At 70.0% G+C, this 24,632-nt stretch carries 20 protein-coding genes and 2 tRNA genes; 19 read left to right on the forward strand and 3 right to left on the reverse strand.

Going from position 1 to position 24,632, the window contains the following annotated elements; all coding sequences use genetic code 11:
• Position 1 precedes the first annotated feature (1 nt).
• The 3 genes from DSM26151_RS01870 (at position 2) to DSM26151_RS01880 (ending at position 3,027) form a co-directional block, all read left to right on the forward strand.
• On the forward strand, positions 2 to 469 hold the full coding sequence (locus DSM26151_RS01870) for a MaoC/PaaZ C-terminal domain-containing protein (protein ID WP_234660733.1): 468 nt from the start codon (positions 2 to 4) through the stop codon (positions 467 to 469).
• Positions 470 to 473: 4 nt separating this feature from the next.
• The gene (locus tag DSM26151_RS01875) at positions 474 to 1,487 is read left to right on the forward strand and encodes a LacI family DNA-binding transcriptional regulator (RefSeq protein ID WP_234660734.1); all 1,014 of its coding nucleotides are present in this window, start codon (positions 474 to 476) and stop codon (positions 1,485 to 1,487) included.
• Between the two features lie 196 nt (positions 1,488 to 1,683).
• Positions 1,684 to 3,027, forward strand: coding sequence for an L-fuconate dehydratase (locus DSM26151_RS01880; RefSeq protein ID WP_234660735.1), 1,344 nt, complete (start codon positions 1,684 to 1,686; stop codon positions 3,025 to 3,027).
• Between the two features lie 7 nt (positions 3,028 to 3,034).
• On the opposite strand, the gene DSM26151_RS01885 is transcribed toward DSM26151_RS01880, so the two are convergent.
• Positions 3,035 to 3,775, reverse strand: coding sequence for a FadR/GntR family transcriptional regulator (locus DSM26151_RS01885; protein WP_234660736.1), 741 nt, complete (start codon positions 3,773 to 3,775; stop codon positions 3,035 to 3,037).
• A 128-nt stretch (positions 3,776 to 3,903) separates the two neighbouring features.
• Between DSM26151_RS01885 and DSM26151_RS01890 the strand changes: the two genes are divergently transcribed.
• The 9 genes from DSM26151_RS01890 to DSM26151_RS01930 all read left to right on the forward strand — a co-directional run bounded on the left by DSM26151_RS01890 (position 3,904) and on the right by DSM26151_RS01930 (position 14,867).
• Entirely contained in the window at positions 3,904 to 5,067 is a 1,164-nt protein-coding gene (locus DSM26151_RS01890; protein ID WP_234660737.1) for a mandelate racemase/muconate lactonizing enzyme family protein, read from the forward strand.
• Entirely contained in the window at positions 5,054 to 5,722 is a 669-nt protein-coding gene (locus DSM26151_RS01895; protein ID WP_234660738.1) for an RraA family protein, read from the forward strand. Before DSM26151_RS01890 ends, DSM26151_RS01895 begins: the two co-directional genes overlap by 14 nt.
• A 304-nt stretch (positions 5,723 to 6,026) precedes the next feature.
• The gene (locus DSM26151_RS01900) at positions 6,027 to 7,343 is read left to right on the forward strand and encodes an ABC transporter substrate-binding protein (RefSeq protein ID WP_234660739.1); all 1,317 of its coding nucleotides are present in this window, start codon (positions 6,027 to 6,029) and stop codon (positions 7,341 to 7,343) included.
• A 72-nt stretch (positions 7,344 to 7,415) separates the two neighbouring features.
• Entirely contained in the window at positions 7,416 to 8,426 is a 1,011-nt protein-coding gene (locus tag DSM26151_RS01905) for a carbohydrate ABC transporter permease (protein ID WP_234660740.1), read from the forward strand.
• Positions 8,423 to 9,361, forward strand: a complete 939-nt coding sequence (locus DSM26151_RS01910) for a carbohydrate ABC transporter permease (RefSeq protein WP_234660741.1) — start codon at positions 8,423 to 8,425, stop codon at positions 9,359 to 9,361. Before DSM26151_RS01905 ends, DSM26151_RS01910 begins: the two co-directional genes overlap by 4 nt.
• Before the next feature lie 5 nt (positions 9,362 to 9,366).
• Entirely contained in the window at positions 9,367 to 10,488 is a 1,122-nt protein-coding gene (locus DSM26151_RS01915; protein ID WP_234660742.1) for a Gfo/Idh/MocA family protein, read from the forward strand.
• Between the two features lie 10 nt (positions 10,489 to 10,498).
• Positions 10,499 to 11,320 carry an inositol monophosphatase family protein gene (locus DSM26151_RS01920; RefSeq protein ID WP_234660743.1) on the forward strand — a complete coding sequence of 274 codons (822 nt, stop codon included), beginning with the start codon at positions 10,499 to 10,501 and terminating at the stop codon, positions 11,318 to 11,320.
• 1,553 nt (positions 11,321 to 12,873) lie between these two features.
• Positions 12,874 to 13,755: a M23 family metallopeptidase gene (locus DSM26151_RS01925; protein ID WP_234660744.1), complete on the forward strand. Its 882-nt coding sequence runs from the start codon at positions 12,874 to 12,876 to the stop codon at positions 13,753 to 13,755.
• Positions 13,756 to 13,958: 203 nt separating this feature from the next.
• Entirely contained in the window at positions 13,959 to 14,867 is a 909-nt protein-coding gene (locus DSM26151_RS01930; RefSeq protein WP_234660745.1) for a DUF559 domain-containing protein, read from the forward strand.
• Positions 14,868 to 14,991: 124 nt separating this feature from the next.
• Here the strand turns inward: DSM26151_RS01930 and DSM26151_RS01935 are convergent, their stop codons facing one another.
• Complete coding sequence (locus tag DSM26151_RS01935; protein WP_234660746.1) at positions 14,992 to 16,755, reverse strand: glycoside hydrolase family 13 protein; 1,764 nt, start codon at positions 16,753 to 16,755, stop codon at positions 14,992 to 14,994.
• Between the two features lie 252 nt (positions 16,756 to 17,007).
• On the opposite strand from DSM26151_RS01935, the gene DSM26151_RS01940 reads away from it, so the two are divergent.
• From DSM26151_RS01940 to DSM26151_RS01965, 6 genes are all read left to right on the forward strand, one after another.
• On the forward strand, positions 17,008 to 18,249 hold the full coding sequence (locus DSM26151_RS01940) for a sugar ABC transporter substrate-binding protein (RefSeq protein ID WP_234660747.1): 1,242 nt from the start codon (positions 17,008 to 17,010) through the stop codon (positions 18,247 to 18,249).
• Between the two features lie 102 nt (positions 18,250 to 18,351).
• Complete coding sequence (locus DSM26151_RS01945; protein ID WP_234660748.1) at positions 18,352 to 19,974, forward strand: ABC transporter permease subunit; 1,623 nt, start codon at positions 18,352 to 18,354, stop codon at positions 19,972 to 19,974.
• Positions 19,974 to 20,960 carry a sugar ABC transporter permease gene (locus tag DSM26151_RS01950; RefSeq protein ID WP_407651004.1) on the forward strand — a complete coding sequence of 329 codons (987 nt, stop codon included), beginning with the start codon at positions 19,974 to 19,976 and terminating at the stop codon, positions 20,958 to 20,960. The genes DSM26151_RS01945 and DSM26151_RS01950 overlap by 1 nt, the downstream gene beginning before the upstream one ends.
• 164 nt (positions 20,961 to 21,124) lie before the next feature.
• Positions 21,125 to 21,550 (forward strand): DUF4190 domain-containing protein, encoded by a 426-nt coding sequence (locus tag DSM26151_RS01955; RefSeq protein WP_234660749.1) that lies wholly within the window; start codon positions 21,125 to 21,127, stop codon positions 21,548 to 21,550.
• A gap of 121 nt (positions 21,551 to 21,671) precedes the next feature.
• Positions 21,672 to 21,743 (forward strand) — tRNA-Thr (locus DSM26151_RS01960).
• 33 nt (positions 21,744 to 21,776) lie between these two features.
• Positions 21,777 to 21,850 (forward strand) — tRNA-Met (locus DSM26151_RS01965).
• 68 nt (positions 21,851 to 21,918) lie between these two features.
• Here the strand turns inward: DSM26151_RS01965 and DSM26151_RS01970 are convergent.
• Positions 21,919 to 22,830 (reverse strand): LysR family transcriptional regulator, encoded by a 912-nt coding sequence (locus DSM26151_RS01970; RefSeq protein WP_234660750.1) that lies wholly within the window; start codon positions 22,828 to 22,830, stop codon positions 21,919 to 21,921.
• 125 nt (positions 22,831 to 22,955) lie between these two features.
• On the opposite strand from DSM26151_RS01970, the gene DSM26151_RS01975 reads away from it, so the two are divergent.
• Entirely contained in the window at positions 22,956 to 24,554 is a 1,599-nt protein-coding gene (locus DSM26151_RS01975; protein ID WP_234660751.1) for an ABC transporter substrate-binding protein, read from the forward strand.
• The last annotated feature ends 78 nt before the right edge of the window (positions 24,555 to 24,632 follow it).

Genomic DNA, 24,632 nt, shown 5'->3' on the forward strand with positions numbered 1-24,632 from the left:
CATGCAGACGATCGACCGCTGGTTCGAGGACATCGAGGTCGGTGAGCGCAGGCGGAGCGTCGGCCGCACGATCACGGAGGCCGACATCGTGCTGCACGCGGGGCAGACGGGCGACTTCTTCCCGCACCACATGGACGCCGAGTGGATGGCCACCCAGCCGGCGGGACAGCGGATCGCGCACGGCACGCTCATCCTGTCGGTCGCGGTCGGTATGACGGCGGGCGACATCAACCCGCAGGCGATGAGCTACGGCTACGACCGCATCCGGTTCATCCGCCCCGTCTTCATCGGGGACACCATCACCGTCACCGCGGAGATCACCGACAAGTCCGAGCATGTGAAGCGGCCGGGTGAGTTCGGGTACGTGCACGAACTCGTGACGGTCGTGAACCAGCGCGCCGAGACCGCCCTCGTCCTGACGCACCTCTACCTCGTGAACCGCCGGGTCGCGGTCGAGTCCCTACACTGAGCGCATGGCCACACTGAGCGATGTCGCGGCCCGGGCGGGAGTCTCGATCTCGGCGGTCTCGCGTGTGCTGAGCGATGCGCCGAGCGCGCGAGTGAGCGCGGCCACGAGGCAGCGGATCCATGAATCCGCGCGAGAGCTCGGCTACCGGCCGAACTTCGCCGCGCGCGCATTGAAGTCGGCTCGGACCAATGTGATCGGCCTCGTCGTGCCCGATGTCACGAACGCGATCTTCGCCGAGCTGATGCGCGGTGTCGAAGAGGCGGCGCTCGAACGGGGGAACATGGTCCTCATCGCGAGGACCGAGGGCATGCCCGACGGCGAGGAGACCATCTCCCGGCTGATCGGAGAGGGTCGCGTCGACGGCGTGCTCCTGCAGGTCGGCGATGCGATGCGGGCGGAGGACCTTCGAGTCCTGCTCGAAGCGCCGCTGCCGCTGGTCTTCATCAACTCGGTCCATCCGGACCACGTCGGCTCGGTGACGCTCGAGGATGCCCGTGGCATCCGCATCGCGACGGAGCACCTCATCGAGCTCGGCCACCGCCGGATCGCGTTCGCGGGTGGGCTCCCGCGATCCGACTCGGGCCAGCGGCGCGAGGCCGGGTTCCGGGCGGCGATGACCGACCGCGGTATCGAGGTCGCCGAGGAGGTCGTCACGCGCCTCGGGTACGAGCCGAAGCAGGGCGGCGCGGCGATGGAGGTCCTGGCCCGACTCGACGATCCGCCGACCGCGCTCGTGGTGGCGAATGTCAACGCGGCCCACGGCGCGCTGCTCGAGGCCCGGCGGCTCGGGCTCGGCGTGCCCCAGGACCTGTCGATCGTGGCGATGCACGACGCGTGGACGGCGGCCAACGCCTGGCCCCCGCTCACGACCGTCCGCATGCCCCTCGCGGAGCTCGGACGACGTGCCGTCGAGGACGTGCTGCGGCGGATCGAGACCGGCGAGCTCGAGGACCGCGTGGTGCGCGAGCCCGCGCCCGAACTCGTCGTGCGCGAGTCGACGGCGCCGCCTCGCCGATAGAGCTGATCTATCCATGGCCTCGCGGCTATGGCGCCGTTGTGTGCGAGAAAAGTGTTCGGATTCATCCAATGAATCCGCTAGAGTGAGTGTCCTGCGCGCCGTCGGCTGCGACCGGTCCCGCGCGACACCACACGTCCGTCCCGACCCGCGATGAAGCGCCCTCGCCGACGCCACCAGATCAAGGAAGTCCAACGACATGACCACCATCACCGCCGTCACCGCGTACGACGTCCGGTTCCCGACCTCGCTGAGCATGGACGGGTCCGACGCGATGAACAAGGACGGCGACTACTCCGCCGCCTACGTGGTGATCCGGACCGACGACCCCGAGCTCAGCGGGTACGGGTTCACCTTCACGATCGGTCGCGGGAACGACCTGTGCGTCGAGGCCGCGCGTCAGCGCGGCCTCCCGCTCGTCGGCCGCTCCGTCGAGGACGCCGTCGCGGACCTCGGCGGTGTCTACCGCGAGCTGTCGTCCGATTCGCAGCTGCGCTGGCTGGGCCCGGAGAAGGGCGTCGTGCACCTCGCGATGGCCGCCGTCATGAACGCCATGTGGGATCTCGCGGCACGCGTCGCCAAGAAGCCGCTCTGGCGCCTGCTCTCCGAGATGACGCCGGAGCAGCTCGTCGACGCCGCCGACCTCCGCTATCTCTCCGATGCGCTCACGCGCGACGAGGCGATCGCGATCCTCGCCGAGCAGGCGCCCACCCGTGCGGCGCGCATCGCCGACCTCGAGGCGCGCGGCGGGTACCCCTGCTACACCACGAGTGCCGGCTGGCTCGGCTACTCCGACGAGAAGCTGCGTCGCCTGCTGCAGGAAGCGGTCGACGAGGGCTACCGCCACGTGAAGCTCAAGGTCGGTTCGGACGTCGAGGACGACATCCGTCGCCTGCGCATCGCCCGCGAGGTGATCGGGTGGGACGCGAACCTGATGATCGACGCGAACCAGGTCTGGGACGTGCCGGAGGCCATCGAGTGGGTCGGCCGCCTCGCGGAGTTCGAGCCGATGTGGATCGAGGAGCCCACGAGCCCGGATGACGTGCTCGGCCATGCGGCGGTGCGGAAGGCGGTCGCGCCGATCGGCGTCGCCACCGGTGAGCACGGGATGAACCGCGTGCTCTTCAAGCAGATGTTCCAGGCGGGCGCGATCGACTACTGCCAGCTCGACTCGGCTCGGCTCGCGAGCATCAACGAGATCCTCGCGGTCTACCTCATGGCGCAGAAGTTCGGTGTGCCCGTCTGCCCGCACGCCGGTGGCGTCGGGCTGTGCGAGCTCGTGCAGCACCTGTCGATCTTCGATTACGTCTGCGTCTCGGGCACGCTCGAGAACCGGGTCACCGAGTTCGTCGACCACCTGCACGAGCATTTCGTCGACCCGTGCATCGTCGAGCACGGTCACTACACGATGCCGTCGCAGCCGGGGTACAGCGCCGAGATGCGGGAGGCGTCCGTCGCGCGGTTCGCGTTCCCCGACGGCGAGTACTGGGCGGATGCCGCGGAGCGGGCCGTCGCCGGCCCGAGGGTGCTGACCGGGGCATAGCCGGCGGTCAGGTCGCTTCCGGATCCTCGTCGGCGTGCTCGGCGCTGAACTGCTCGACCCCGAGCAGGTGCGTCGACATGCGGATGCTCGCGCGACCGGGGTCGCGGCGTGCCAGTTCGTCGAGGATGGCCCGGTGCTCGCGCTGCGCCTCGCGCACGGAGCCGCGGTTGCTGATCGCGCGCCAGAGGCGGGCGCGGAAGGTGCGCCCGACGAGGGCGTCGACGAGCGCAGCGAGCGGCGGGTTTCCGCTCGCTGCGGCGATCGCGCGATGGAACTCGGTGTCGGCGTTGATGAACTCCTCGAGGTCCAGCGCGTCCTCGTCCTCGTCCTCGAGCGTGCGGTCGACGCGCGCGAGGATGGCCTCGAGGCCGGTGAGCTGTTCGTCGGTGATGCGCGTCGCGGCGAGCGACACGCTCTCGGCCTCGAGCACCCGCCGCACGGCGAGCAGGTCGGCCGCGTGGGCGGGTTGCTGCAGGTCGGCGAGGAAGCCCAGCGGGCTCAGGAGCGCCGCCGGGTCGAGCGCGGTGACGTAGGTGCCGTCGCCCTGGCGGGTCTCGAGCACGCCGAGGGTCGCGAGCGCGCGGACGCCCTCGCGGAGCGAGCCGCGGGAGACCCCGAGCAGGGCGGCGAGTTCCTTCTCGATGGGCAGTCGCGAGCCGGGCTGCAGCTCGCCGCGCGTGAGCATGTCCTTGATGCCCTGGATGACGACGTCGGTCTGGGAGCGGGCGGACCCGGGAGCTTCGGACATGGCGCAATCCTAGGCCGGGAGGTCAGGCTACAGAGCGGTTTCATCTGATCAATTCTTGCGATCAAACGTTTGAGCGACTAGGTTCTCACCCAAACATCCGATTTCGAACGACGAGGAGCGCTTCGACGATGAGCGACCTGTCCGCAACCGTCCGTCACGTGAGAGCGGTGCTGCTGTCGCACCGATACGACCCCGGAGACGAACTCGTCTGGGTGGGCGGCACGATCCGTTCCTGGGACGCCGCGCTCGTCGAGGTCGAGCTCGCCGACGGCACGCTCGGCATCGGCGAGGCCGGCGCCGGCATCATGGCCGCCACGGCGGTCCCGGGCGCGGTCGAGGCGTTCCGCCCGTACCTCGTCGACGTTCCCTTCGCGTCGCCGCTCGAGGTCGGCGACCACCTCCGCGCCTACACCGCGTTCTGGTCGCGCGGCGGCATCCTGAGCGGCGTCGCGGGGGCCATCGAGACGGCCGTGCTCGACGCCGTCGCGAAGCGCGAGGGCGTTCCGGCGCACGAGATCCTCGGCGGCGCGAAGCGCCCCCGCATCGAGGCGTACGCCAGCGGTGGACTCGGGACGACGTTCGACGAGGTGGCGGACTGGGCCGCCGGCCAGTTCGCCGCCGGCTTCGAGACCGTGAAGTTCCGGGCGATGAGCGATCCGGACACCACGGTCGACCTGCTCGATCACGTCGTCGGCCGGCTCCCGGCCGGTGGTCGCTTCATCATCGACGCCGTACAGGCCTGCGCCTCGTCGCCGTGGCCCGTCGAGGCGGCCGTTCGCGTCGGGCGGCACGCCGCCGCCCTGGGCGCGCGGTGGTACGAGGAGCCGTGCCAGGCGGACGACGTCGCCGGGTTCGCGCGAGTGCGCGCCGCGGTGGACGTTCCGATCTCGGGCGTGGAGTCCAACGGCACCGTGCGCGAGTTCGCCGAGCTCATCGCCGCCGGCGGCGTCGACATCGTTCAGCCGGATGTCACGTTCGTCGGCGGGCCGCGCGCCTTCTCGCGCGTCGCGGAACTCGCGCGCGAGGCCTCGATCGACTGCGTGCCGCACGTGTGGGGCAGTGCCGTGACCTTCGCCGCCAACCTCCACACCGTCTTCGCAGAGCCGTCGGTCGAGCTCTTCGAGTTCTGCACCCTTCCCAACCCGCTCCGAGACGCCCTCAGGGTCGAGCCGGTGGACTTCGCCGACGGGACCATCGGCGCGCCGACCGCGCCCGGGCTCGGCGTGCAGCTCACGGAGGAGATCGAACGACGCTTCGCGTTCCGGCCCGGAGGTGGTCATGTCATCCGCTGACCTCGGCTTCACCCCCATCGCCGGCGACGAGCGCCTGTCGACGGCGATCCTCAGCGATTCCTGCGATGCCGTCGGCCTGCGGCACCAGGTGCTCGAGCAGCGGCTCGCCCCGCTCGTGCCAGGTGCCCGCGCGTTCGGGCGTGCCCGGACGGTGCGGTTCGCGCCCGCGCTCGAGGACGACCCGGACGACCCGTACCGCGACGCGATCGACTTCATCGACGGAATCGGCCGGGGCCAGGTCGTGGTCGTCGCGACCGACCGCAGCAACGACTCCGCCTTCTGGGGCGAGTTGTTCAGCGCCGCGGCACTCGGGTCGGGGGCATCGGGCGTCGTCACGGACGGCAACCTGCGCGACACCGACCGGATCGCCGCGCTCGGGTTCCCCGCGTTCTCGGCCTCGCGACGGCCGATCGACTACCGGGCGCGCATGCGGGTCATCGCCCATGACGTCGCCGTCGTCCTCGGCGGCGTGCGGATCGGTCCCGGCGACCTGCTCATGGCCGACGACGACGGCGTGGTCGTCGTGCCTCGCGAGCACGAGGCATCCGTTCTCGCCCTCGCCCGGGAGCGTGCCGCGCGCGAGTCGACCGTCCTCGCGGAGCTGCTCGCGGGCGAGTCCCTCAGGGCGGTGTGGGAGCGCCACCGCGTGCTCTGATTCCTGCTGTGCGGGCCCGGGTGCGCGACGGTGCGCCCGGGCCCGTCGTGCAGGATTTGTCCTATCTCTCGACCATTTTCCGGGCCTCGAACGGGCTTCCATAGATCGATGTTCAATATTCATCAGATCTCCGGTACCATCGACCGCGCTGGGTTCACCTCGCACCAGAGTTTGCTCAAACGTTTGCATCGAGGCATTGTGTTGGTATAACGTTTGAGCACTCACGGCCGGGCCCAGCAGACACCGACCGACCACGACAACCACGACGGCGTGATGTCAGCGCCACCTCTCCCAAGGAGTGTCAATGAAGACCAAGAGGTTCCTCCCGGCGAGCGCAGGGATCGCGGCGATCGCCGCGGCCGCGCTCGTCCTGTCCGGGTGCGCCGCAGGCGGCACCGAGGCTACCGCCCAGACCGACTCGGGCGGCAAGATCACCGTCTGGGTCGACCCGCCCCGCGTCCCCGCGGCGGAGGCCTTCCAGGAGGCGTACCCCGACATCGAGATCGACGTCGTCCAGATCGACGGCACGGTCGGCGGCAAGACGGTCAAGCAGTCCTTCGCCAACTTCGATTCGGCCGGTTCGGGCTGGCCCGACGCGATCTTCTTCCCGTCGAACGACGACATCGCCTGGGCCACCAGCTCGTCGAGCAACTACGCCGCAGACCTCACCGACCTCCTGCCCGAGGTCATCGAAGGCTACGACCCCGCGGTGCTCTCGTTCTGCGAGATCGACGGCCAGATCCGGTGCCTGCGCAACGACGCCGCGCCCGACGTCTTCTGGTACAACAAGAAGTTCTTCGACGACAACGGCTACACGCTGCCCACCACGTGGGAGGAGTACGCCGACCTCGCCGTGACCATCGCAGCGGAGCACCCGGGCAAGATCAGCGGCTTCCTCGGCGACGCCTACGCGATCAACCGCTACCTGCAGGGCGCGAACTGCCCGACCAACGACCGCGTGTCCGAGACCGAGGCGCACATCGACCTCTCCGACCCCAACTGCGAGCGCGCCACCGAGCTGCTCGCGAAGATGTACGACGGCGGGGCGCTCTCGACGCAGGGCATCTTCGACGGCGACGCGGCCGAGGCCGGCGTCAACCTGGTCATGAGCCCGGGAGCCGTGTGGTGGGGCAACTACCTCTTCCGCGACACCTGGAAGATCCCGGCCGGCGAGATGAGCGCCGTCGCGCCGCTCGCGTGGGACGGCGAGTCGTCGCCGTCGACCGGCAACGAGGGCGGCGGCCTCTGGGGCGTCTCGTCGCACATCACGGGCAAGCAGCTCGAGAACACGCTGACGTTCGCGACCTTCGTGGCCACCGACCCGCGCTGGCAGGTCGACCTCTCGACCGGCCTGCCCGGCTACGGCCCGGTCCAGGACGCGTGGCTGGCCAAGATCGAGGCCGACGCCTACTTCGCCGACATCCCCACCGTGCAGCAGGCCTTCAAGGATGCCGCGGGCGCCGTGCAGCCGTACGCGTACATGCTGTACGACACGGGTTCGGTCTGGACAGAGAAGGTGAGCCCCACGCTCATCTCCGGCGGCACCATGCCCGACGCGATCGACGCGTTCGGCGAGGAGCTCGTCAACCAGGCCGAGTCGGTCGGCTACACCGTCCAGTGACGCCCCGCCGCGGGGAGCCGGCAGGCTCCCCGCGGCGCACCCTGCCATTCCCGCATCGAAGAGGATGACGACATGACGACAGCGACCACTCGGGCCGAGAGGTCGAAGACGGCCGACCGGACGAGCGCCGCCCGCAGGCGTGACGCCGACGCGGGAACGGGACGCAGGCCGGCCAAGCGCAGGGCCCCGCATCGGGTCGAGCGACGCGGCGCGTTCATCCTCATGACGCCCTACCTGCTGCTGTTCACCGTCGCGGCCGCCATCCCGATCGGCTACGCGTTCTGGATCAGCCTCCAGAAGGCGCCGACGCTCGTGAACCCGCAGACGGGGTTCGGCGGCCTCGAGTCGTTCGTCACGGTGGTCACCGACTACCGCTTCTTCGGCACGTTCGTGAACATCTTCACGGTCATGATCATCTGGCTGCCGGTCATGATCCTCGGCATCGTCGCCATGGCGCTGCTCATCCACGCGAGCCCCGGCCGCTTCGGCGGCGCGATGCGCTTCGTCTACTACATCCCCGGCGCACTCGCCGGCATCGCGAACTTCGTGCTGTGGGTGTACCTGCTGAACCCCTCGCAGTCGCCCATCGCCTTCCTCTGGCAGGACCTCGGCATGACGACCCTCAAGGAGGTCGTCACCACCGAGAACCTGCCGCTCATCCTCACGGCCATGCTCTTCTTCCAGGGGCTCGGAACCTGGATCGTGATCGTGAACGGCGGCCTCAACGGCATCCCGGACGAGATCTTCGAGGCCGCAGCACTCGACGGCGCCAACGCCTGGCAGCTCGCCTGGCGCATCAAGCTGCCGCTGATCCGGCCGTGGATCGGATACGCCGCTCTCATGAACCTCGCCTACGGCTTCCAGCTCTTCCTCGAGCCGTACCTCATGCGCCAGATCAGTTCGGGGTCGATCGACGGCGAATGGGCGCCCACGCAGCTCGGATACGCGTTCGCATTCACCAACCGAAACTTCCCGGCCGCCGCGGCGATGTCGATCATCCTCCTGATCATCACCCTCGCCATCGGCATCGTGATCGTCTTCCGAAGCGGGCTCTTCGGCGAGAATGAGGAGAAGGCCCGATGACCACCACCTCGAACGAGACCCACCAGGTCGTCGGGTCGCGCAGCTGGAACGTCGGGCGCATCTCGCGCATCACCGTGATGCTCGTGTTCGCCGCTCTCTTCGTCCTGCCCATCGTCGGGTTCGTCGCCATGGCGTTCCGCAGCCAGGAGGGCATCGAGGCCGGCGGCGACGGTTTCCTCGGCCTCGGCGGCATGTCGTGGGAGAACGTCGTCTACAGCTGGGGCCAGCTCATGGGCTTCGGGCCGGGCAGCGGCGGCGTCTTCCTGCGCTGGATCGGGAACTCGCTGATCATCGCCGTGGTCGGCGGGGTGCTCGCGCTCGTCGCAGCACTGCCCGCGGGGTACGCGCTCGCGCGGCTGCGCTTCGGATCGCGTCGGTTCTGGCTCTTCGCCACGCTGCTCGCGATGGTCATGCCCAACACGGTGCTCGTCATCCCGCTCTTCCTCGAGGTCAACGCCATCGGGGCCGTCGGCCAGCTCTGGCCCGTCGCCGTCATCATGGGGTTCTTCCCGTTCGGCACCTACCTCAGCTACATCCACTTCATGACGACCATGCCGCCCGAACTCGTCGAGGCTGCGCGCATCGACGGGCTCGGCGAGGTCGCGATCTTCTTCCAGGTCGCGCTTCCCATCGCGAAGCAGGTCGTCGCACTGATCGCGTTCTTCTCCTTCGTCGCGAACTGGACGAACTTCTTCCTGCCCCTCGCCCTGCTCACCTCGAACCAGGACAACAAGACGATCTCGATCGGCATCCAGGAACTCATCGGTGCCAGCCCGCTCTTCAACGCGACGGTGGCCGCCGGCCTCGACGTGAAGCTCTACATGCCGCAACTGGCGCTCGCGACGGTCATCTCGATGATCCCGCTCCTCGTGGTGTTCCTCGGCGCACAGCGCTTCCTGATCCGCGGGCAGACCGTGGGCGCGGTGAAGGGATGACCTCGATGACCGCGCTGCCGCAACCGCCCGAGTTCCACCCGGCCGACGCATACCGGCTCGAACCGCCGCGGAATCCGCGCCCGATCGTGATCATCGGCACGGGCGGGATCGTGAAGGACGCCCACCTGCCGGCATACCGGAAGGCCGGGTACCCGGTCTGGGGCCTCGTGAACCGCACCGTCGCCCGTGCCAGGGCGCTCGCCGACGAGTACGGCATCGAGCACGTGTTCGGAGCCGTCGCCGACGCCGTCGCGGCAGCGCCCGCCGACGCCGTGTACGACATCGCGCTCATGCCGGAGCAGTACCTCGAGACCCTCGAACAGCTGCCCGACGGCGCAGCCGTACTGATCCAGAAGCCCCTCGGCCAGACCTACGAACAGGGCGTCGCACTGCGCGACCTCTGCCACCGCAAGGGCCTCGTCGCAGCCGTGAACACGCAGCTGCGGTTCGCCCCGTACGTCGCCGAGGCGCGCCGCCTGATCGCCGACGGCGCGATCGGCGAACTGATCGACCTCGAGATCCGCGTGTCGGTGGACACGCCGTGGCACCTGTTCCCGCACGTGTTCGGGCTGGAACGCCTCGAGATCAACATGCACTCGGTGCACTACGTCGACCTGATCCGCTCGTTCCTCGGCGACCCCGACTCGGTGAGCGCCGTCACGACGAGGCACCCCATGAAGACGGATGTCGCGAACACGCGCACGCTCATCCTGATGCGCTACCGCGACCGACCGATCCGCGTGACCGTGAGCACGAACCACGACCACGCATACGGGCCCGAGCACGAGGAGAGCTTCATCAAGTGGGAGGGCACCAAGGGCGCGATCCGCGCACAGATGGGCCTGCTGCTGGACTACCCGGTCGGCGGGCCCGACGGGCTCGAAGTGGCCCTGCTCGCCGAGAAGGAGCGCGGCTGGGTGCCCGTGCCGTTCGAGGGCTCGTGGTTCCCCGATGCGTTCATCGGGTCGATGGGCGCCGTCCAGCGGTTCGTCGAAGGATCGGTGCAGAGCCTCCCGACTGCCGTCGACGACGTGCTGCACACGATGGCGGTCGTCGAAGCCGCGTACGAGTCCGAGGAGCGCGAGGGCGTGGCGCTCCGGGTGAGCGAGGCAGCGCTCCGGGCGTAGCGTGGAGCCCATGACCGACACCGCCGCCGCAGCGGCATCCGCCGACCTGCTCGCGACCGCACGGCGCATCGCGCTCGCCGTCTCCGCGACCGCGCTGGAGCAGCGCCGTCGCGGGGTGAGCGTCGCGGCGACGAAGTCCACCCCGATCGACATCGTCACCGCCGTCGACCGCGACACCGAGGAACGCATCCGCGCGATGATCCTCGACGCGCGCCCCGACGACGGGATCTTCGGCGAGGAGGAGGACGTGCATGTCGGCACGAGCGGCCTCAACTGGGTGGTCGATCCCATCGACGGCACGGTCAACCTGCTCTACGACATCCCGGCGTGGTCGGTGAGCATCGCCGTCGTCGACGGTCCGCCCGACCCGGAGCACTGGAACGCGATCGCCGGGGTCGTGGTCAACCCCGTGTCGGGCGAGGTGTACGAGGCGAGCCTCGGCGGAGGGGCGCGGCTCGGCGACCGCGAGCTCCGGATCGACCAGGACGTGGCGCTCGACCGCGCCCTCGTCGCGACCGGCTTCGCCTACTCGCTGGAGCGGCGGCGCAGCCAGGCCGACGTGCTCATGCACGTGCTGCCGCGGATCCGCGACCTGCGTCGCATCGGATCGGCCGCGCTCGACCTGGGTGCGGTCGCGGCCGGCAGGCTCGACGCGTTCTACGAGACCGGCCTCAACCCCTGGGACCACGCCGCCGGCGGACTGATCGTGCGCGAAGCGGGCGGCCGGGTCGGCGGGCTCCGCGGTGAGCACGAGAGCGATCGGATGCTGGTGGCCGCCGCGGCATCCGTCTTCGACCAACTCACCGAGGTGCTCGAGGGGGCGGGCGCCTGAACCGTTCGGGCACGCCGCGCGGGCGTGGCGATCGGGCGCCCGAACGGTTACGCTTTACCGAACCGTGACCGACGGCACCGCCCGCGATCACCCCGTCCCGTCTCCTCCGAACGAGCGAAAGCCCCCACGTGCCCGAGTCCCCCCTCGTGCCCGACCACTCAGCGCCAGGCACCTCAGACCGATTGCGGTCCGAATGGCCGCTGACGCGCCGCGAACTCAGGGAACGCTCGTCAGCGCACGCGGCATCACCCGCGTCGCCTTCCGCTCCGGCCGGGCCGGTCGACCGTCGGGTCGACGACTCGGCCGTCGGCATCTCCGGGCGTAGTTCGTTCGAGCACCTGCTGCCCTCGCGGCCGGCCCAGCCCGGCGAAGCGGAGCGGATCGGCGGCATCGCCGCCTCCCAGCCTGACTGGCGGGCCGCGGCCGGTGCCGTGCAGCAGGCCCCGCCTCCGGCGCCGGCGACGGATGCCGCGGGGCAGCAGCGTCCACGCGGGCGTCGACAGGCCACGGGGGAGGGCCAGGGCGCGCCGGCGCCGAGCCAGGCGTTCCGACCGAGCGCCGGGTCGTCCGCCCAGGCGCCGGCCCAGGCGGTCCAGCCGGCCCGGGATGCCCAGGCGGCCCAGCCGGCTCAGCCGGCTCAGGGCGCCCAGCCGACTCAGGCGGCTCAGGCGAGCCGGGCACCGCAACGCGCGCCGACGCGCGCCGACGCGCGCACGGGGCGGCGCGCCGCGGCCGGACCCGTCGATGGTCCCGGCGCGGGGCCCGTCGCGCCCGCCGCTCGCTCGCATGTCGCACCGCATGCGGCGACCTCGAGCACGTCGCCGGCGCAGTGGCCGCAGATCTCGCCCGCCGGAGCACCGACCGCAGACTGGACCCCGCGACGCTCGGCTGCGCGCGGCGGGCACGGGCGACCCGAGCAGCCGGCTTCGGACGGGCAGCAGGGGCGACAGCTCCCATCGGAGCAGCACGGGCAGACGCCGACCGCTCGCCCGACGCATTCCGAGCAGCGGCTCGAACGCCCGCAGACGCGCCGACCCGAGTCGCGCGCCGGAGCGGAGCAGTCCGTGGGTCCGGAGCAGTCGGCGCGTCCTGCGCAGACCGCGCGTCCGGCGAACCCCGCGCGTCCTGAAAGCCCCGCGCGTCCGGCGAACCCCGTGCGTCCGGAGCACCCGGCCGCCGCGTCCCGCGCCCGCAACCACGCCGCGCCGGGCGCACCGGCGGTACCTCCGGCGCGTGCGCTCCGGCCGGAGGCCGCGGGTGCCCGTCCTGTCGAGCCTCGGCTCGCGGAGACCCGGTCGGCGGAGACCCGGTCGGCGGAGACCCGGCCGGCGGAGGCCCGGTCGTCAGCCGCGCGCCCCGGGGAGGCCCGGCCCGCGAATGCTCGAGCAGCGGACGCCTCGGCCGTCGGCGCCCGTCCTGCGGGTGCTCACCCCGCGGAGACGGCATCGGGCCGTCCGACGCACGACCACGACCTCGACCGCCTGCTCGGATTCGGCGGCGACGCCGCACCCCGTGCGATGCGCGACCTCGGCGCCGCGGTTCCGCCCGCGGGCATGCCTGGCGGCCACTCAGCAGAACCCGCGCCCGAGGTCGAGGCCGGAGCCGCGGCATCCGCTCTTCGAACCCTTCCGGTCGGGCGCCGCACGACCGTCGCCCGGCCCGCCCCGCAGCCGTCCGGGCCGGACGGCCCGTTCGCCCAGCGCCCGCCGCGTCGGACCGCCCGCAGCCAAGGCGCACGGCGGCTCGCCGGTGTGGTCTCGATGGCGTTCGTCGCGATGCTCGCGCTCGCCACGTCGGTCCCCTCGCTGTCGTTGCTGACGCCGGAGGAGGTGCAGGCGATGGCGCTCGCGCAGGCGGCGACGAGCACGCTCAAGGACGGCCAGCGCGTCGACATCTCCGGCAACGCGCTCGCGGCCGGCGTCGGTCGCGAGGACTACCAGGCGCAGACCATCGAGGAGTACGCGCAGGCTGCGGGCATCCGCGCCGAGGCGACGTTCACGAACAACCCCCTCGGCACGATCCAGTGGCCGTTCGCGGTCGGCGTCCACATCGGCGACCGATTCGGCTACCGCGATTGCGCGGGGTGCTCGTCGAACCACCGCGGGCAGGACTTCAACCCGGGGCTCGGCGCGCAGATCCAGGCGATCGCCGACGGCGTCGTGGTCGAGTCGACGGATGCCGGCGGGTCGCTCGGCGTCGTCACGATGATCGACCACGTGATCGACGGGCAGACCGTCACGAGCGTGTACGCGCACATGGAGTACGACTCGCGCCGGTTCGGCGTCGGCGAGGTCGTCGAGGTCGGCGATGTCGTCGGCACGACGGGCAACACGGGCATGTCGACCGGGCCGCACCTCCACTTCGAGATCCGCATCGGCGGGGTCGACGGCGAGTGGGTCGACCCGCTCGAGTGGCTCTGGGCGAACACGAACTGAAGCCCGGGCGCCGCTGCGCTCGCCCTGCCCGCCCTCCCTGCTGCCTGCGCCCGCTCGGGCGCCGCCAGAAACGCATGAGATTCCGGCAGATGCCCGCCTGAGCGGGGGCATCGCGCAGAATCTCATGCATTCCGACTCGCGAGGTTGTCCACAACTCGGGCCCGGGTCGCCCGAGCGGGCCCGGCGCGCGCCACACTCGACGGATGTCACCCGTTCTGCAGCGACTCCGGTCCCACGGCGGCATCCTCTCCGCCGCACGGCTGAGCGAACTCGGCTGCTCGGTCAGTGACATCCGGGAGGCGGTGCGCGCGGGCGCCGTCATGCGGATCCGCAACGGATGGTTCGCGCTCCCGGGCGCCGAGCCCGACTCGGTCCGGGCGGTCCGCGTGGGCGGCACCGCGACGGCGGCCACGGTGGCCCGGATGCACCGGCTCTGGATGCACGACGACGACCGACTGCACGTGCGGGTGCGCTACTCGACCGGGCGGCTCGCATCGCCGGCCGATCGGCGGACGACGCTCGATCGGGAGTCGCACCGAGTGTGCGTGCACTACAGCCGGCGCGGCGGACTGGATCGTGCGCGCGACCCGCTCACGACGGCGATCGCGGAGATGTTCTCCTGCGCGCCGGCCGACGACGTGCTGGCGACGGTCGATTCCGCGTTGGAGTGCGGCGAACTGCAGATGGGGCACATCGGGCTGATCCGGGAGCACCTGCCGAGGTCGCGCCGAACCCTCCTCGACCGTGTCGATCCGGATGCCCAGTCGGGGCTGGAGACCCGGGTCCGCCTGCTCCTTCGGGCCAGACGGATTCCGCATCGATCGCAGGCCCGGATCGCGGGCGCCGGCAACGTGGACCTCCTCGTCGGCGATCGCCTCGTGATCGAGGTCGACGGTCGGTCCTTCCACACGGGCGCTGCGTTCGAGAACGACCGGCGCCGCGACTTCGAACTCGTCATGCGCGGATACCTGGTGCTGCGCCTGAGCTACCGGCAGGTGATCGACGAGTGGCATCGGACGAAGGCCGGAATCCTCGAGCTCGTCGCGCGGGGCGAGCACCGCTGGTCTGGACGGGGTCCGCACGAACCGACCCTGCTTCTGCAGAACGCATGAGATTCCGCCCGATGGGTCCCGTACGGGCCGCATCGTGCGGATTCTCATGCACGAGCGCAGTGCGGGAGCGGATGCCGGGGGCAGACGCCGCGCGACGGGGGAGCGGATGCCGCGCAGGCGCGCGCTACGCCTCGAGCCAGACCGTGGTGTCGGCCGGGAGCTGCGCGCCGTCGAGCTCGTCGCTCGCGAGGATGACGCGTCCGGCGGGCAGGGGCACGGCCTCCGAGCCCGTGTTCGCGACGACCACGACGGTTCCGTTGCGCAACGCGAGCACGCCGTCGCCGCCGCCGCCGCCGTCACCCCCGACCCCGTCGAGCCACTCGACCGACCCGCTCGCGAGCGAGCGCGAGCGCCGCTCGGCGAGCACCCGCCGGTACAGCTCGAGCGTCGAACCGGCGACCCCGCGCTGACGGTCGCGCGCGAGTTCGGACCACCCCGCGGGTTGCGGCAACCACGAGGCATCCGTCGGGCCGAAGCCGTACGACGGCGCGTCGGCCTCCCAGGGCAGCGGCACGCGGCATCCGTCGCGGCCGTACCGTTCGCCTTCGGTGCGGAACCAGGTCGGATCCTGGCGGGCCTCGTCGGGCAGGTGGATGGCCTCGGGCAGGCCGAGCTCCTCGCCCTGATAGAGGTAGGCCGACCCGGGCAGGGCGAGCATGAGAGCGGATGCCGCGCGGGCGCGCCGCAGCCCGAGCACGGGGTCGGGCAGCCCGGGACTCTTCGGCCCGATTCCGTGGCCCTGGAGGCTGTCGGCGCCGAGCGCGAGGCGCGAGGCGTGCCGGATGACGTCGTGGTTGGAGAGCACCCAGGTCGACGGGGCGCCGACCGCGCCGAACGCGGCGAGCGAGTCGTCGATGACCGAGCGCAGTGCCGCGGCATCCCACTCGGTTCCGAGGTAGGCGAAGTTGAACGCCTGGTGCATCTCGTCGGGGCGGACCCACTGTGCGACGCGGGGGAGCGGGTCGACCCAGGCCTCCGCGGCGAGGATGCGCTCGCCGTCGTACTCGTCGAGGAGTCGCCGCCAGTCGCGGTAGATCTCGTGGACGCCGTCCTGGCCCCAGTACGGTGCGGTCTCGGGAAGGCCATGCTCGTCCTCGGCTTCCGCGACCGCGACCGCGACCGCGCCGGCGGCCGTCGCGCTCGCTCCCCCGCTCGCGCCGATCGCCGAGACGGCCTCGGCGTGCTGCGCGCCCCCGCCCATGGAGCCGGCCTCGGCGGGCGGGGTGTAGTCGGGCAGGCCGTCGGCCTTGATGAGGCCGTGGGCGACGTCGACGCGGAATCCGTCGACGCCGCGGTCGAGCCAGAATCGGAGGATGCGGCGGAACTCCTCGCGGACTTCCTCGTTCGTCCAGTCGAAATCGGGCTGCGAGCTGTCGAAGATGTGCAGGTACCACTGGCCGGGGGTGCCGTCGGGCTCGGTCACCCGAGTCCACATCGATCCGCCGAAGACCGATTCCCAGTTGTTGGGCGGGATGTCGCCGTTCGGGCCGGCGCCGTCGCGGAAGACGTAGCGCGCGCGTTCGGGGCTTCCGGGGGCGGCGGCCAGGGCCTGCTGGAACCACGGATGCCGGTCACTGGAGTGGTTGGGGACGAGGTCGACGATGACCCGCAGCGCGAGCCGGTGCGCTTCGGCGAGCATGTCGTCGAAGTCGGCGAGTGTGCCGAAGGCGGGGTCGACGTCGCAGTAGTCGGCGACGTCGTAGCCGGCGTCCTTCTGGGGCGAGGTGTAGAACGGCGAGAGCCAGATCGCGTCGATGCCGAGATCGGCGAGCTCGGGCAGGCGCGAGCGGATGCCGGCGAGATCGCCCATGCCGTCGCCGTTCGCGTCGGCGAACGAGCGGGGGTAGATCTGGTAGATCGCGGCGGTGCGCCACCATTCGGATGCCATGCGGAAACCCTAAGCCAATCTCAGCTTCGTGGAAGCGTTTGCAGTCGGAAACGTCAGAATGGACCTTAGCAGCCTCGTCTCGATCGTGTAACGCTGAGTTGCCAGCAGGGCGTTGAGCAGGTATACCTGTAATCGCTTGCAATCCATGCGGGCGAACTCCACACACGGAAGAACGGCCTTTCGAGCGAGGTGCATGAGCACCCCACCACGGCGAAGGCGCCGGATTCACGCACACTTGAGAAGGGCACACCGATGCGGGTGAACAGGAAGAGCCTCCTCGCGGCCGGAGCCGTCGCCGTCGTTGCGACGCTGGGACTCGCGAGCTGCGCCGGCGGCGACTCGGGCAGCGGCGACAACGGCGCGAGCGCCGAAGGCGGAACGCTGACCGTCTGGGTCGACGCGGAGCGCGTCGACGCGCTCAAGGGCGCGGCCGACGCCTACACGGAGGAGACCGGCGTCGAGGTCGAGATCGTCGGCAAGGACAACGCCACCATCAAGGACGACTTCATCCAGCAGGTGCCGACGGGCGAGGGCCCCGACATCACGATGGGTGCCCACGACTGGCTGGGCGAGCTCTCGACCAACGGCGTCGTCGCGCCGCTCGAGCTCGGCGACTCGGCCGCCGACTACCTCCCCGTCGCGATCGACGCGGCGACCTACGAGGGCACCGTCTACATGCTTCCGTACGCCGTCGAGAACATCGCCGTGCTGCGCAACGCCGACCTCGTCGCCGAGGCCGCCACGAGCTTCGACGACATGATCGCCAAGGGCAAGGCCGCCGGCCTCGACCAGCCGTTCGTCGTCGAGCAGGGCGCCGAGGGCAACCCGTACCACCTCTACCCGTTCCAGACGGCGTTCGGCGCCCCGGTGTTCGGCACGAACGACGAGGGCTACGACCCCACCGACCTCCAGCTCGGCAGCGAGGGCGGCATCGAGTTCGCGACCTGGCTCGGCGGCCAGGGCAAGACCGGCACCGGCGTCTTCAACACCGACATCGACGGGAACATCGCGAAGCAGGCCTTCCTCGACGGCACCGCCGCCTTCTGGCTCACCGGACCGTGGAACGTCGGCTCGGCACTCGACGCGGGCCTCAACGTCGCGATCGACACCGTTCCCAGCCCGACCGGTGAGGCCGCTTCGCCGTTCGCCGGCGTCAAGGGCTTCTTCGTCTCCTCGGAGTCGGAGAACAAGGTCGCCGCGAACGACTTCCTGGTCAACTACATCGGCACGGAGGACGTGCAGCTCGACCTCTTCGAGGCCGGCAACATCCTCCCCGCGCTGAGCGCCGCGGCCGAGACCGCCTCGAGCGACCCGATCATCGAGGGCTTCGCGGCCGTCGGTGCCGAGGCCGTCCCGATGCCCGCCATCCCCGCCATGGGTTCGGTGTGGCAGTACTGGGGCATCGCCGAAGCCTCGATCATCAACGGCGAGGACCCGACGGCGACCTGGGAGAAGCTCACCGCCGACGTCCAGGCTGCGATCGACGCCAGGTAGAGCCGAGACTCCGGACCGGATGCCGCGCGGCATCCGGTCCGGAGTCACTCGTATCGCGGAACGCCGATCGGCGAGCGCGACCGAAGAGCAAGAGAGCAGCAGATGAGCACCACGTTCGACGAGGACGTCGAGGCCGAGAAGGCTTCGCCGCCGACGAAGCGGCAGAAGCGCGCCGCACGCATCGCGGACGCCGCGTCGGGCGGCATCCGCTCCATTCTGGTCAAGCTGCTGCTGCTCGGCATCGTCGACGCCATCGCGGTCTACGCGATCCTCGTCCTCGCGCTCTCGCAGGAGTGGCTCGTGCTCGCGGTCGTCGTCGGCGTGACCGCGCTCGTCAACTGGATCTACTTCTCACGCAGGACCCTCCCGGCGAAGTACCTCACGCCGGGCGTCATCTTCCTCGTGCTGTTCCAGGTGTTCGTGCTCGTCTACACGGGCTACGTCGCGTTCACCAACTACGGAACGGGGCACAACGGTACGAAGGAGCAGGCCGTGAGTTCGCTCATGGCCGCCTCCCTCGAGCGGGTGCCCGACTCGCCGACCTACCAGGTCACGGTCGTCGATCAACTCGGCACCCTCGGTCTGCTCGTGACCGCCCCCGACGGCGAGGCGAGCCTCGGCACGAACGATCAGCCGCTGCAGCAGGTCGACCCGAGCGATGTCGAGAACGGCAAGGCCGTCGCCGTCGACGGCTGGACGACCCTCCAGTTCAGCGATGTCATCGCCCGAACGAGCGAGATCACCGAGCTCGCAGTGCCCTTCTCGGACGACCCGAACGACGGTGCCATCCGCACGCCCGACGGCTCGAGCGGCTACCTGTACACCTCGAACCTCGAGTACGACGAGGCTGCAGGGACGATGACCGACCTGTCGACCGGCACGGTCTACTCCGACACCGGCACGGGAGCCTTCACCGCGGAGGACGGCACCGAGATCCTGCCCGGCTGGCAGATCACCGTCGGGTTCGACAACTTCGTCCGCGCCGTCACCGATTCCCGCCTCGCGGGCCCACTCGTCTACGTCACGCTCTGGACCTTCGCGTTCGCGCTCATCTCCGTCGCGACCACCTTCTTCCTCGGCCTGTTCCTCGCGATCGTCTTCAACGACATGCGCATGAAGGGCCGCCGCTACTACCGGGTGGCGATGATCATCCCCTACGCGATCCCGTCGTTCCTGTCGGCGCTCGTGTGGGCGGGCATGATGAACGAGAGCTTCGGCTTCATCAACCAGGTCATCTTCGGCGGGGCGTCGATACCCTGGCTCACCGATCCGTGGATGGCGAAGCTCTCGGTGCTCATCGTCAACCTGTGGCTCGGATTCCCCTACATGTTCCTCATCTGCACGGGTGCGCTGCAGTCGATCCCGGAGGACGTCAACGAGGCATCCACCGTCGACGGCGCCTCGGCCTGGCAGACCTTCCGGCACATCAAGCTGCCGCTGCTGCTCGTGAGCGTGGCACCGCTGCTCATCGCGTCGTTCGCGTTCAACTTCAACAACTTCAACGTCATCTACATGCTGACCAACGGCGGGCCGCGCGACACCGGGGCGCCGATCCCGGTCGGGTTCACCGACATCCTCATCTCGATGGTCTACAAGGTCGCCTTCACGGGGCAGACACGTGACTACGGCCTCGCGGCGGCGTACTCGATCATCATCTTCATCGTCGTCGCGGTCATCTCGATCATCGCGTTCCGGCGGACCAAGTCGCTCGAGGAGATCAACTGATGGCCGACCAGACCCCGGTCCCCGGCAGCCAGCGGGGCCTGCTCATCGGCGGACTCCGCGAGGAGCATGCCGCGGCGCGCGGCGGTGGCGATCCGGAACTCGCGCGCACGACGACCTCGGGCAAGCGCCCCTTCCGGTTCGGCCGCTGGTTCAGGGCGACCGGATGGCGCCACGTCGTCGGCATCGTCACGGTCGCGTTCGCCCTGTTCCCGGTCGTGTTCGTGATCTCGTCGTCGCTCAACCCGAACGGCACCCTCACCGGGTCGAACGCCCTGTTCTCGAAGATCGGGCTCGACGCGTACGCGCGGATCCTCACGAACCCGCAGGTTCCGTTCACGACCTGGTTCGGCAATACGCTCATCATCGCCGGGGTCACCGCGCTGCTCACGGTGTTCCTCGGTGCCCTTGCCGCCTACGCGTTCTCGCGCATGCGCTTCACCGGCCGCCGCTTCGGCCTCATCACGATCGTCGTCGTGCAGATGTTCCCGCAGATGCTCGCGGTCGTCGCGATCTTCCTCGTCATGAGCGCGATCAGCGACTGGTTCCCGGCGATCGGCCTGAACACGCACATCGGCCTGATCATGGTCTACCTCGGCGGCGCGCTCGGCGTGAACACCTACCTCATGTACGGGTACTTCAACACGGTCCCGGCATCCATCGACGAGGCAGCGAAGATCGACGGCGCAAGCCATGCGCGCATCTTCTTCACGATCATCCTGCGACTTGTCGCCCCGATCCTCGCCGTCGTCGCGCTGCTGTCGTTCATCTTCTCGGTCAACGAGTACGTCATCGCATCCGCCCTGCTCATCGACACCGAGAACCAGACCCTCGCCGTCGGGCTGACCAAGCTCGTCTCGAACCCGCGCTACGCGGACTGGGCTGCGTTCTCGGCCGGGGCCGTGATCGCTGCGTTGCCGGTCGTCGTGCTCTTCCTGTACCTGCAGAAGTACATCGTCGGCGGGCTGTCTGCGGGGTCGGTGAAGTAGTCGGCGGGTGCCGCGCGATCGAGCCCCAGCCGGGCGAGCGCAGCGCGGCCGAGCTGGGGACGGCGAGCCCGCGCGTGGCCAAGGGCCGATAGCATGGCGCGGATGCCGCCCCGGAGCCGGGCGCGCGACCCGAACCCGCGACATCCGCTCGCCCAGGAGACCCGATGGACACGCCCGCCCAGCCCGCCACTCAGGCCCACGCCCAGCCTGCCATGCAGGCCCAGCCCGCCCAGCCCTACGCGCCCGCGCAGCAGCCCGGGGTCGCCCCCGTCGGGTACCAGGGCGCACCCGGGTGGGTTCCGACCGTCGCGCCCCCGCAGAACGTGCTCGCCTGGGTCTCGCTCAGCGTCGGCCTCGGCGCGTTCCTGTTCGGACCCCTCGCCTCGATCGCCGCGATCGTGTGCGGCCATATCGCGCGCCGGCAGATCCGCGAGCGGGGCGAGCAGGGAGCCGGTGCCGCGCTGACCGGGCTCATCCTCGGCTACTCGCTGGCGGCCCTCATGTTCGTCGGCATCGGGCTCTATGTGCTGATCCTGGTCGCGGTGTTCTCGGTGCCCGTGATCGTCGACGGGGTGCCGGCGAGCGTCTGAGGCAGCTCTGCTCAGGCCCGCACGCGGGCCCCGGTCGGGGGTCGGCCGACACCGCCGCGCTCGATTTAACGCATGCCGCGCGAGGTGATATTCTCGTGTGGTTGCCGCGACAGTGGCACACGCCCCGATAGCTCAGTGGTAGAGCACTTCCATGGTAAGGAAGGGGTCGTCAGTTCAATCCTGACTCGGGGCTCTGGTTCTCCCGGCATCGCCGGGGAAGCCGCGCGGCGGGGTAGCTCAGGTGGTTAGAGCACACGGCTCATAATCGTGGTGTCGCGGGTTCGAGTCCCGCCCTCGCTACTGAAACCCTCGGTTCGCCGGGGGTTTTCGTGTTTCCGCCGGCGTGCGCTCGCCGCGGCTCCGTGGGGTCAGGGCGCCGTGGCCCCTGCCCCGATGCCCACCGTCTGCGGGTAGAGCTCCGCGTTGAACGTGCTCAGTTCCCTCAGGCATTCGACGATGCGTGCGCCGGCGTAGTGCATCTCATCCCAGACGCCGAAGAGCGTGATGATGAGGTCGCCTGCGGAGGTAGAGATCGGCACGGCGTCGAGGCCGAACTGCGGGTCGTCGGACAGGACGCAGACGCCGCGGCCGGCGGCCGCGAGCGCCTGTGCGAGCACCGGCGACGTCGTCTCGACGGAAGCGGTGAAGGCGAGGCCGGCTCTCGCGGCGGCGGAGTCGAGCATCTGCCGGACTCCGTGCGCCCGGCTCATGAGGATGAGCGGTTCCTGGACGAGTTCGGAGATCGGAACGCCGGTCCGTGAGGCGAGCGGATGCTCCGCGGGCATCTGTGCCCACAGGAACGCGTGTCCGAGCACCATCGATCGCAGCTCGGCGGGTGGGATCCGTGTGCCGACGGCGAAGTCTGCGTCGCCCCGTTCGACGGCGGCGTAGACGTGCTCGGGCAGGGCTTCGATCGCGTTGCCGATGATGCCGGATGCGCCGGCGCGCACGATGAACGGCGAGATGACGTCCTTCACGGTCGTCGGCGCGGCGACGACCGTGAGGTCGGAAACGGTCCCGCGGGAGATCGCACGGGCGGTCGCTCTCGCCTGAGTGGCCCGGGTGAGCAGATCCTCTGCGACAGGCAGGAACGCGCGGCCGGCGGCGGTGAGGCTGAGACCGCGCGCGGAACGCTCGAACAGCTCGAACCCGAGATCGTGTTCGAGCCGACGGATCTGGCGGCTGAGCGAGGGCTGCGCGACATGCACCGTCGCAGAGGCGCCATGAACGGTTCCGGCCTCGACGACCGCGAGGAAATAGCGGAGCAGGCGAAGATCCATCGATGCCTCCAAGGTATCGCTATGACCGCTACTAAGTATTGGCGTGTTATCGCTCGGCGTCCATAGACTGGCCGAACTTCGCCGCCGAAGCCCAAGTGGTGGCGATCCCACCACTGGAGGCAGTCATGGCAGTCCCCCCGTCGCGAACACGTCGCGCACTCGCACTCCTGGCCGCAGGCGCGGCCGGAACCCTCGTGCTCTCGGGCTGCACCGCAGCCGGCGGCGGAGCCGAAGGCCAGGACACGTCGGTGCTCACCGTCGCAGCCTCGGCGGCCGTGACCACCTGGGACCCGGTCCGATCGTTCTCCACCGAGGCGCTCTACCTCGGCAACGTCTACGAGCCGTTGCTCTGGAAGAACGCCGAGGGCGCCGACGAGCCCTTCACTCCGGGGATCGCCGAGGCATGGGAGACGAGCGAAGACGGGCTCACCTGGACCTTCACGATCCGCGAGGGCGCCACCTTCCACGACGGCGAGCCGGTCGACGCGGAAGCGGTCAAGGCCAGCATCGAGGCCGCCAAGGACCACGCCGGTGCGTCGTTCATCTGGGCGCCGCTCGAATCCATCGAAGCACCGGACGCCACGACAGTCGTGATGCACCTGGCGTACTCCGCGCCGATGGACCTCGTCGCAGCCTCGACCTACGGGGCGTGGATCGTCTCGCCGAAGGCGCTCGCGGCTTCGGCATCCGACGACCAGTATTTCGAAGCCGGTATCGACGCGGGCACGGGACCGTTCACCGTGAAGTCCTACACACCCGGCGAGAAGGTCGTGCTCGAGGCCTACGACGACTACTGGAATGAGGAATCGGCTCCGCACTACGACATCGTCGATATCGCGATCACCCCCGACGCCGTCACCGCGCAGCAGATGCTCACCTCCGGCGAGGTCGACCTCGCGACGAACCTCCCGCTCGAGAACATCGACACCGTGGCATCCGATCTCGGTTCCGAGGTGCGGACCGCGAACTCGCCGTTCAATTTCCTCGCGTACTTCAACACGACCCGCCCGCCGCTCGACGACCCGAAGGTGCGGCAGGCGCTGAGCTACGCCGTGCCCTACGAGGACATCATCGAGGTCGGCGGCGCCGGCTACGGCACCCAGTCGCACGGTCCCGTACCGAAGGGGATCTTCCCGTACTCCGAGGACGTGCCCCAGTACAGCCAGGACCTCGACGAGGCCAAGGCGTTGCTCGCCGAAGCCGGGCACGCCGACGGATTCGACCTGACGCTGACCTATGCGTCCGAGAACTCGGCCGAGGCACGATTCGTGCCGCTCATCAAGGACGCCTTCGCGAAGATCGGTGTCACCCTCGACGTCCGAGCGGAGCTGTTCAACCAGCAGTGGGAGAACGCCAAGGCCGACCCCGCGACCGCCCAGGACATCTTCGTGGTCTACTACTGGCCGACCTACAGCGACGCCGGAGCGGACAACCTCTACTCGCTCTTCCACTCGAGCGACGCGCCCTTCTTCAACCTCAGCTACTGGAACAACGCCGAGTACGACGCGCTCGTCGATGAGGCCGGAACGCTCACCGGCAGCGACCGGGAGGCTGCACAGGCGAAGTACGAGGAGGCGATGCGACTGCTCGTGGATCAGGCACCCGGCATCTTCCTCTACGACGCCCAGGCGGTCAGCGTCGCGCCCACGGCGCTCGAGATCGCGGACTTCAACGAGAACTACCCGTTCACGACCTTCTTCGCCCCCATCCGGCCCGCGAGCTGACGCTCGACCCGGTTCCCACGGGTGGGTCCGCGAATGCGCGGACCCACCCGGCCCCATCTCCCCGACCCAGGAGTCCCC

It is taken from the genome of Agromyces marinus, from assembly GCF_021442325.1.
Classification (GTDB): domain Bacteria; phylum Actinomycetota; class Actinomycetes; order Actinomycetales; family Microbacteriaceae; genus Agromyces; species Agromyces marinus.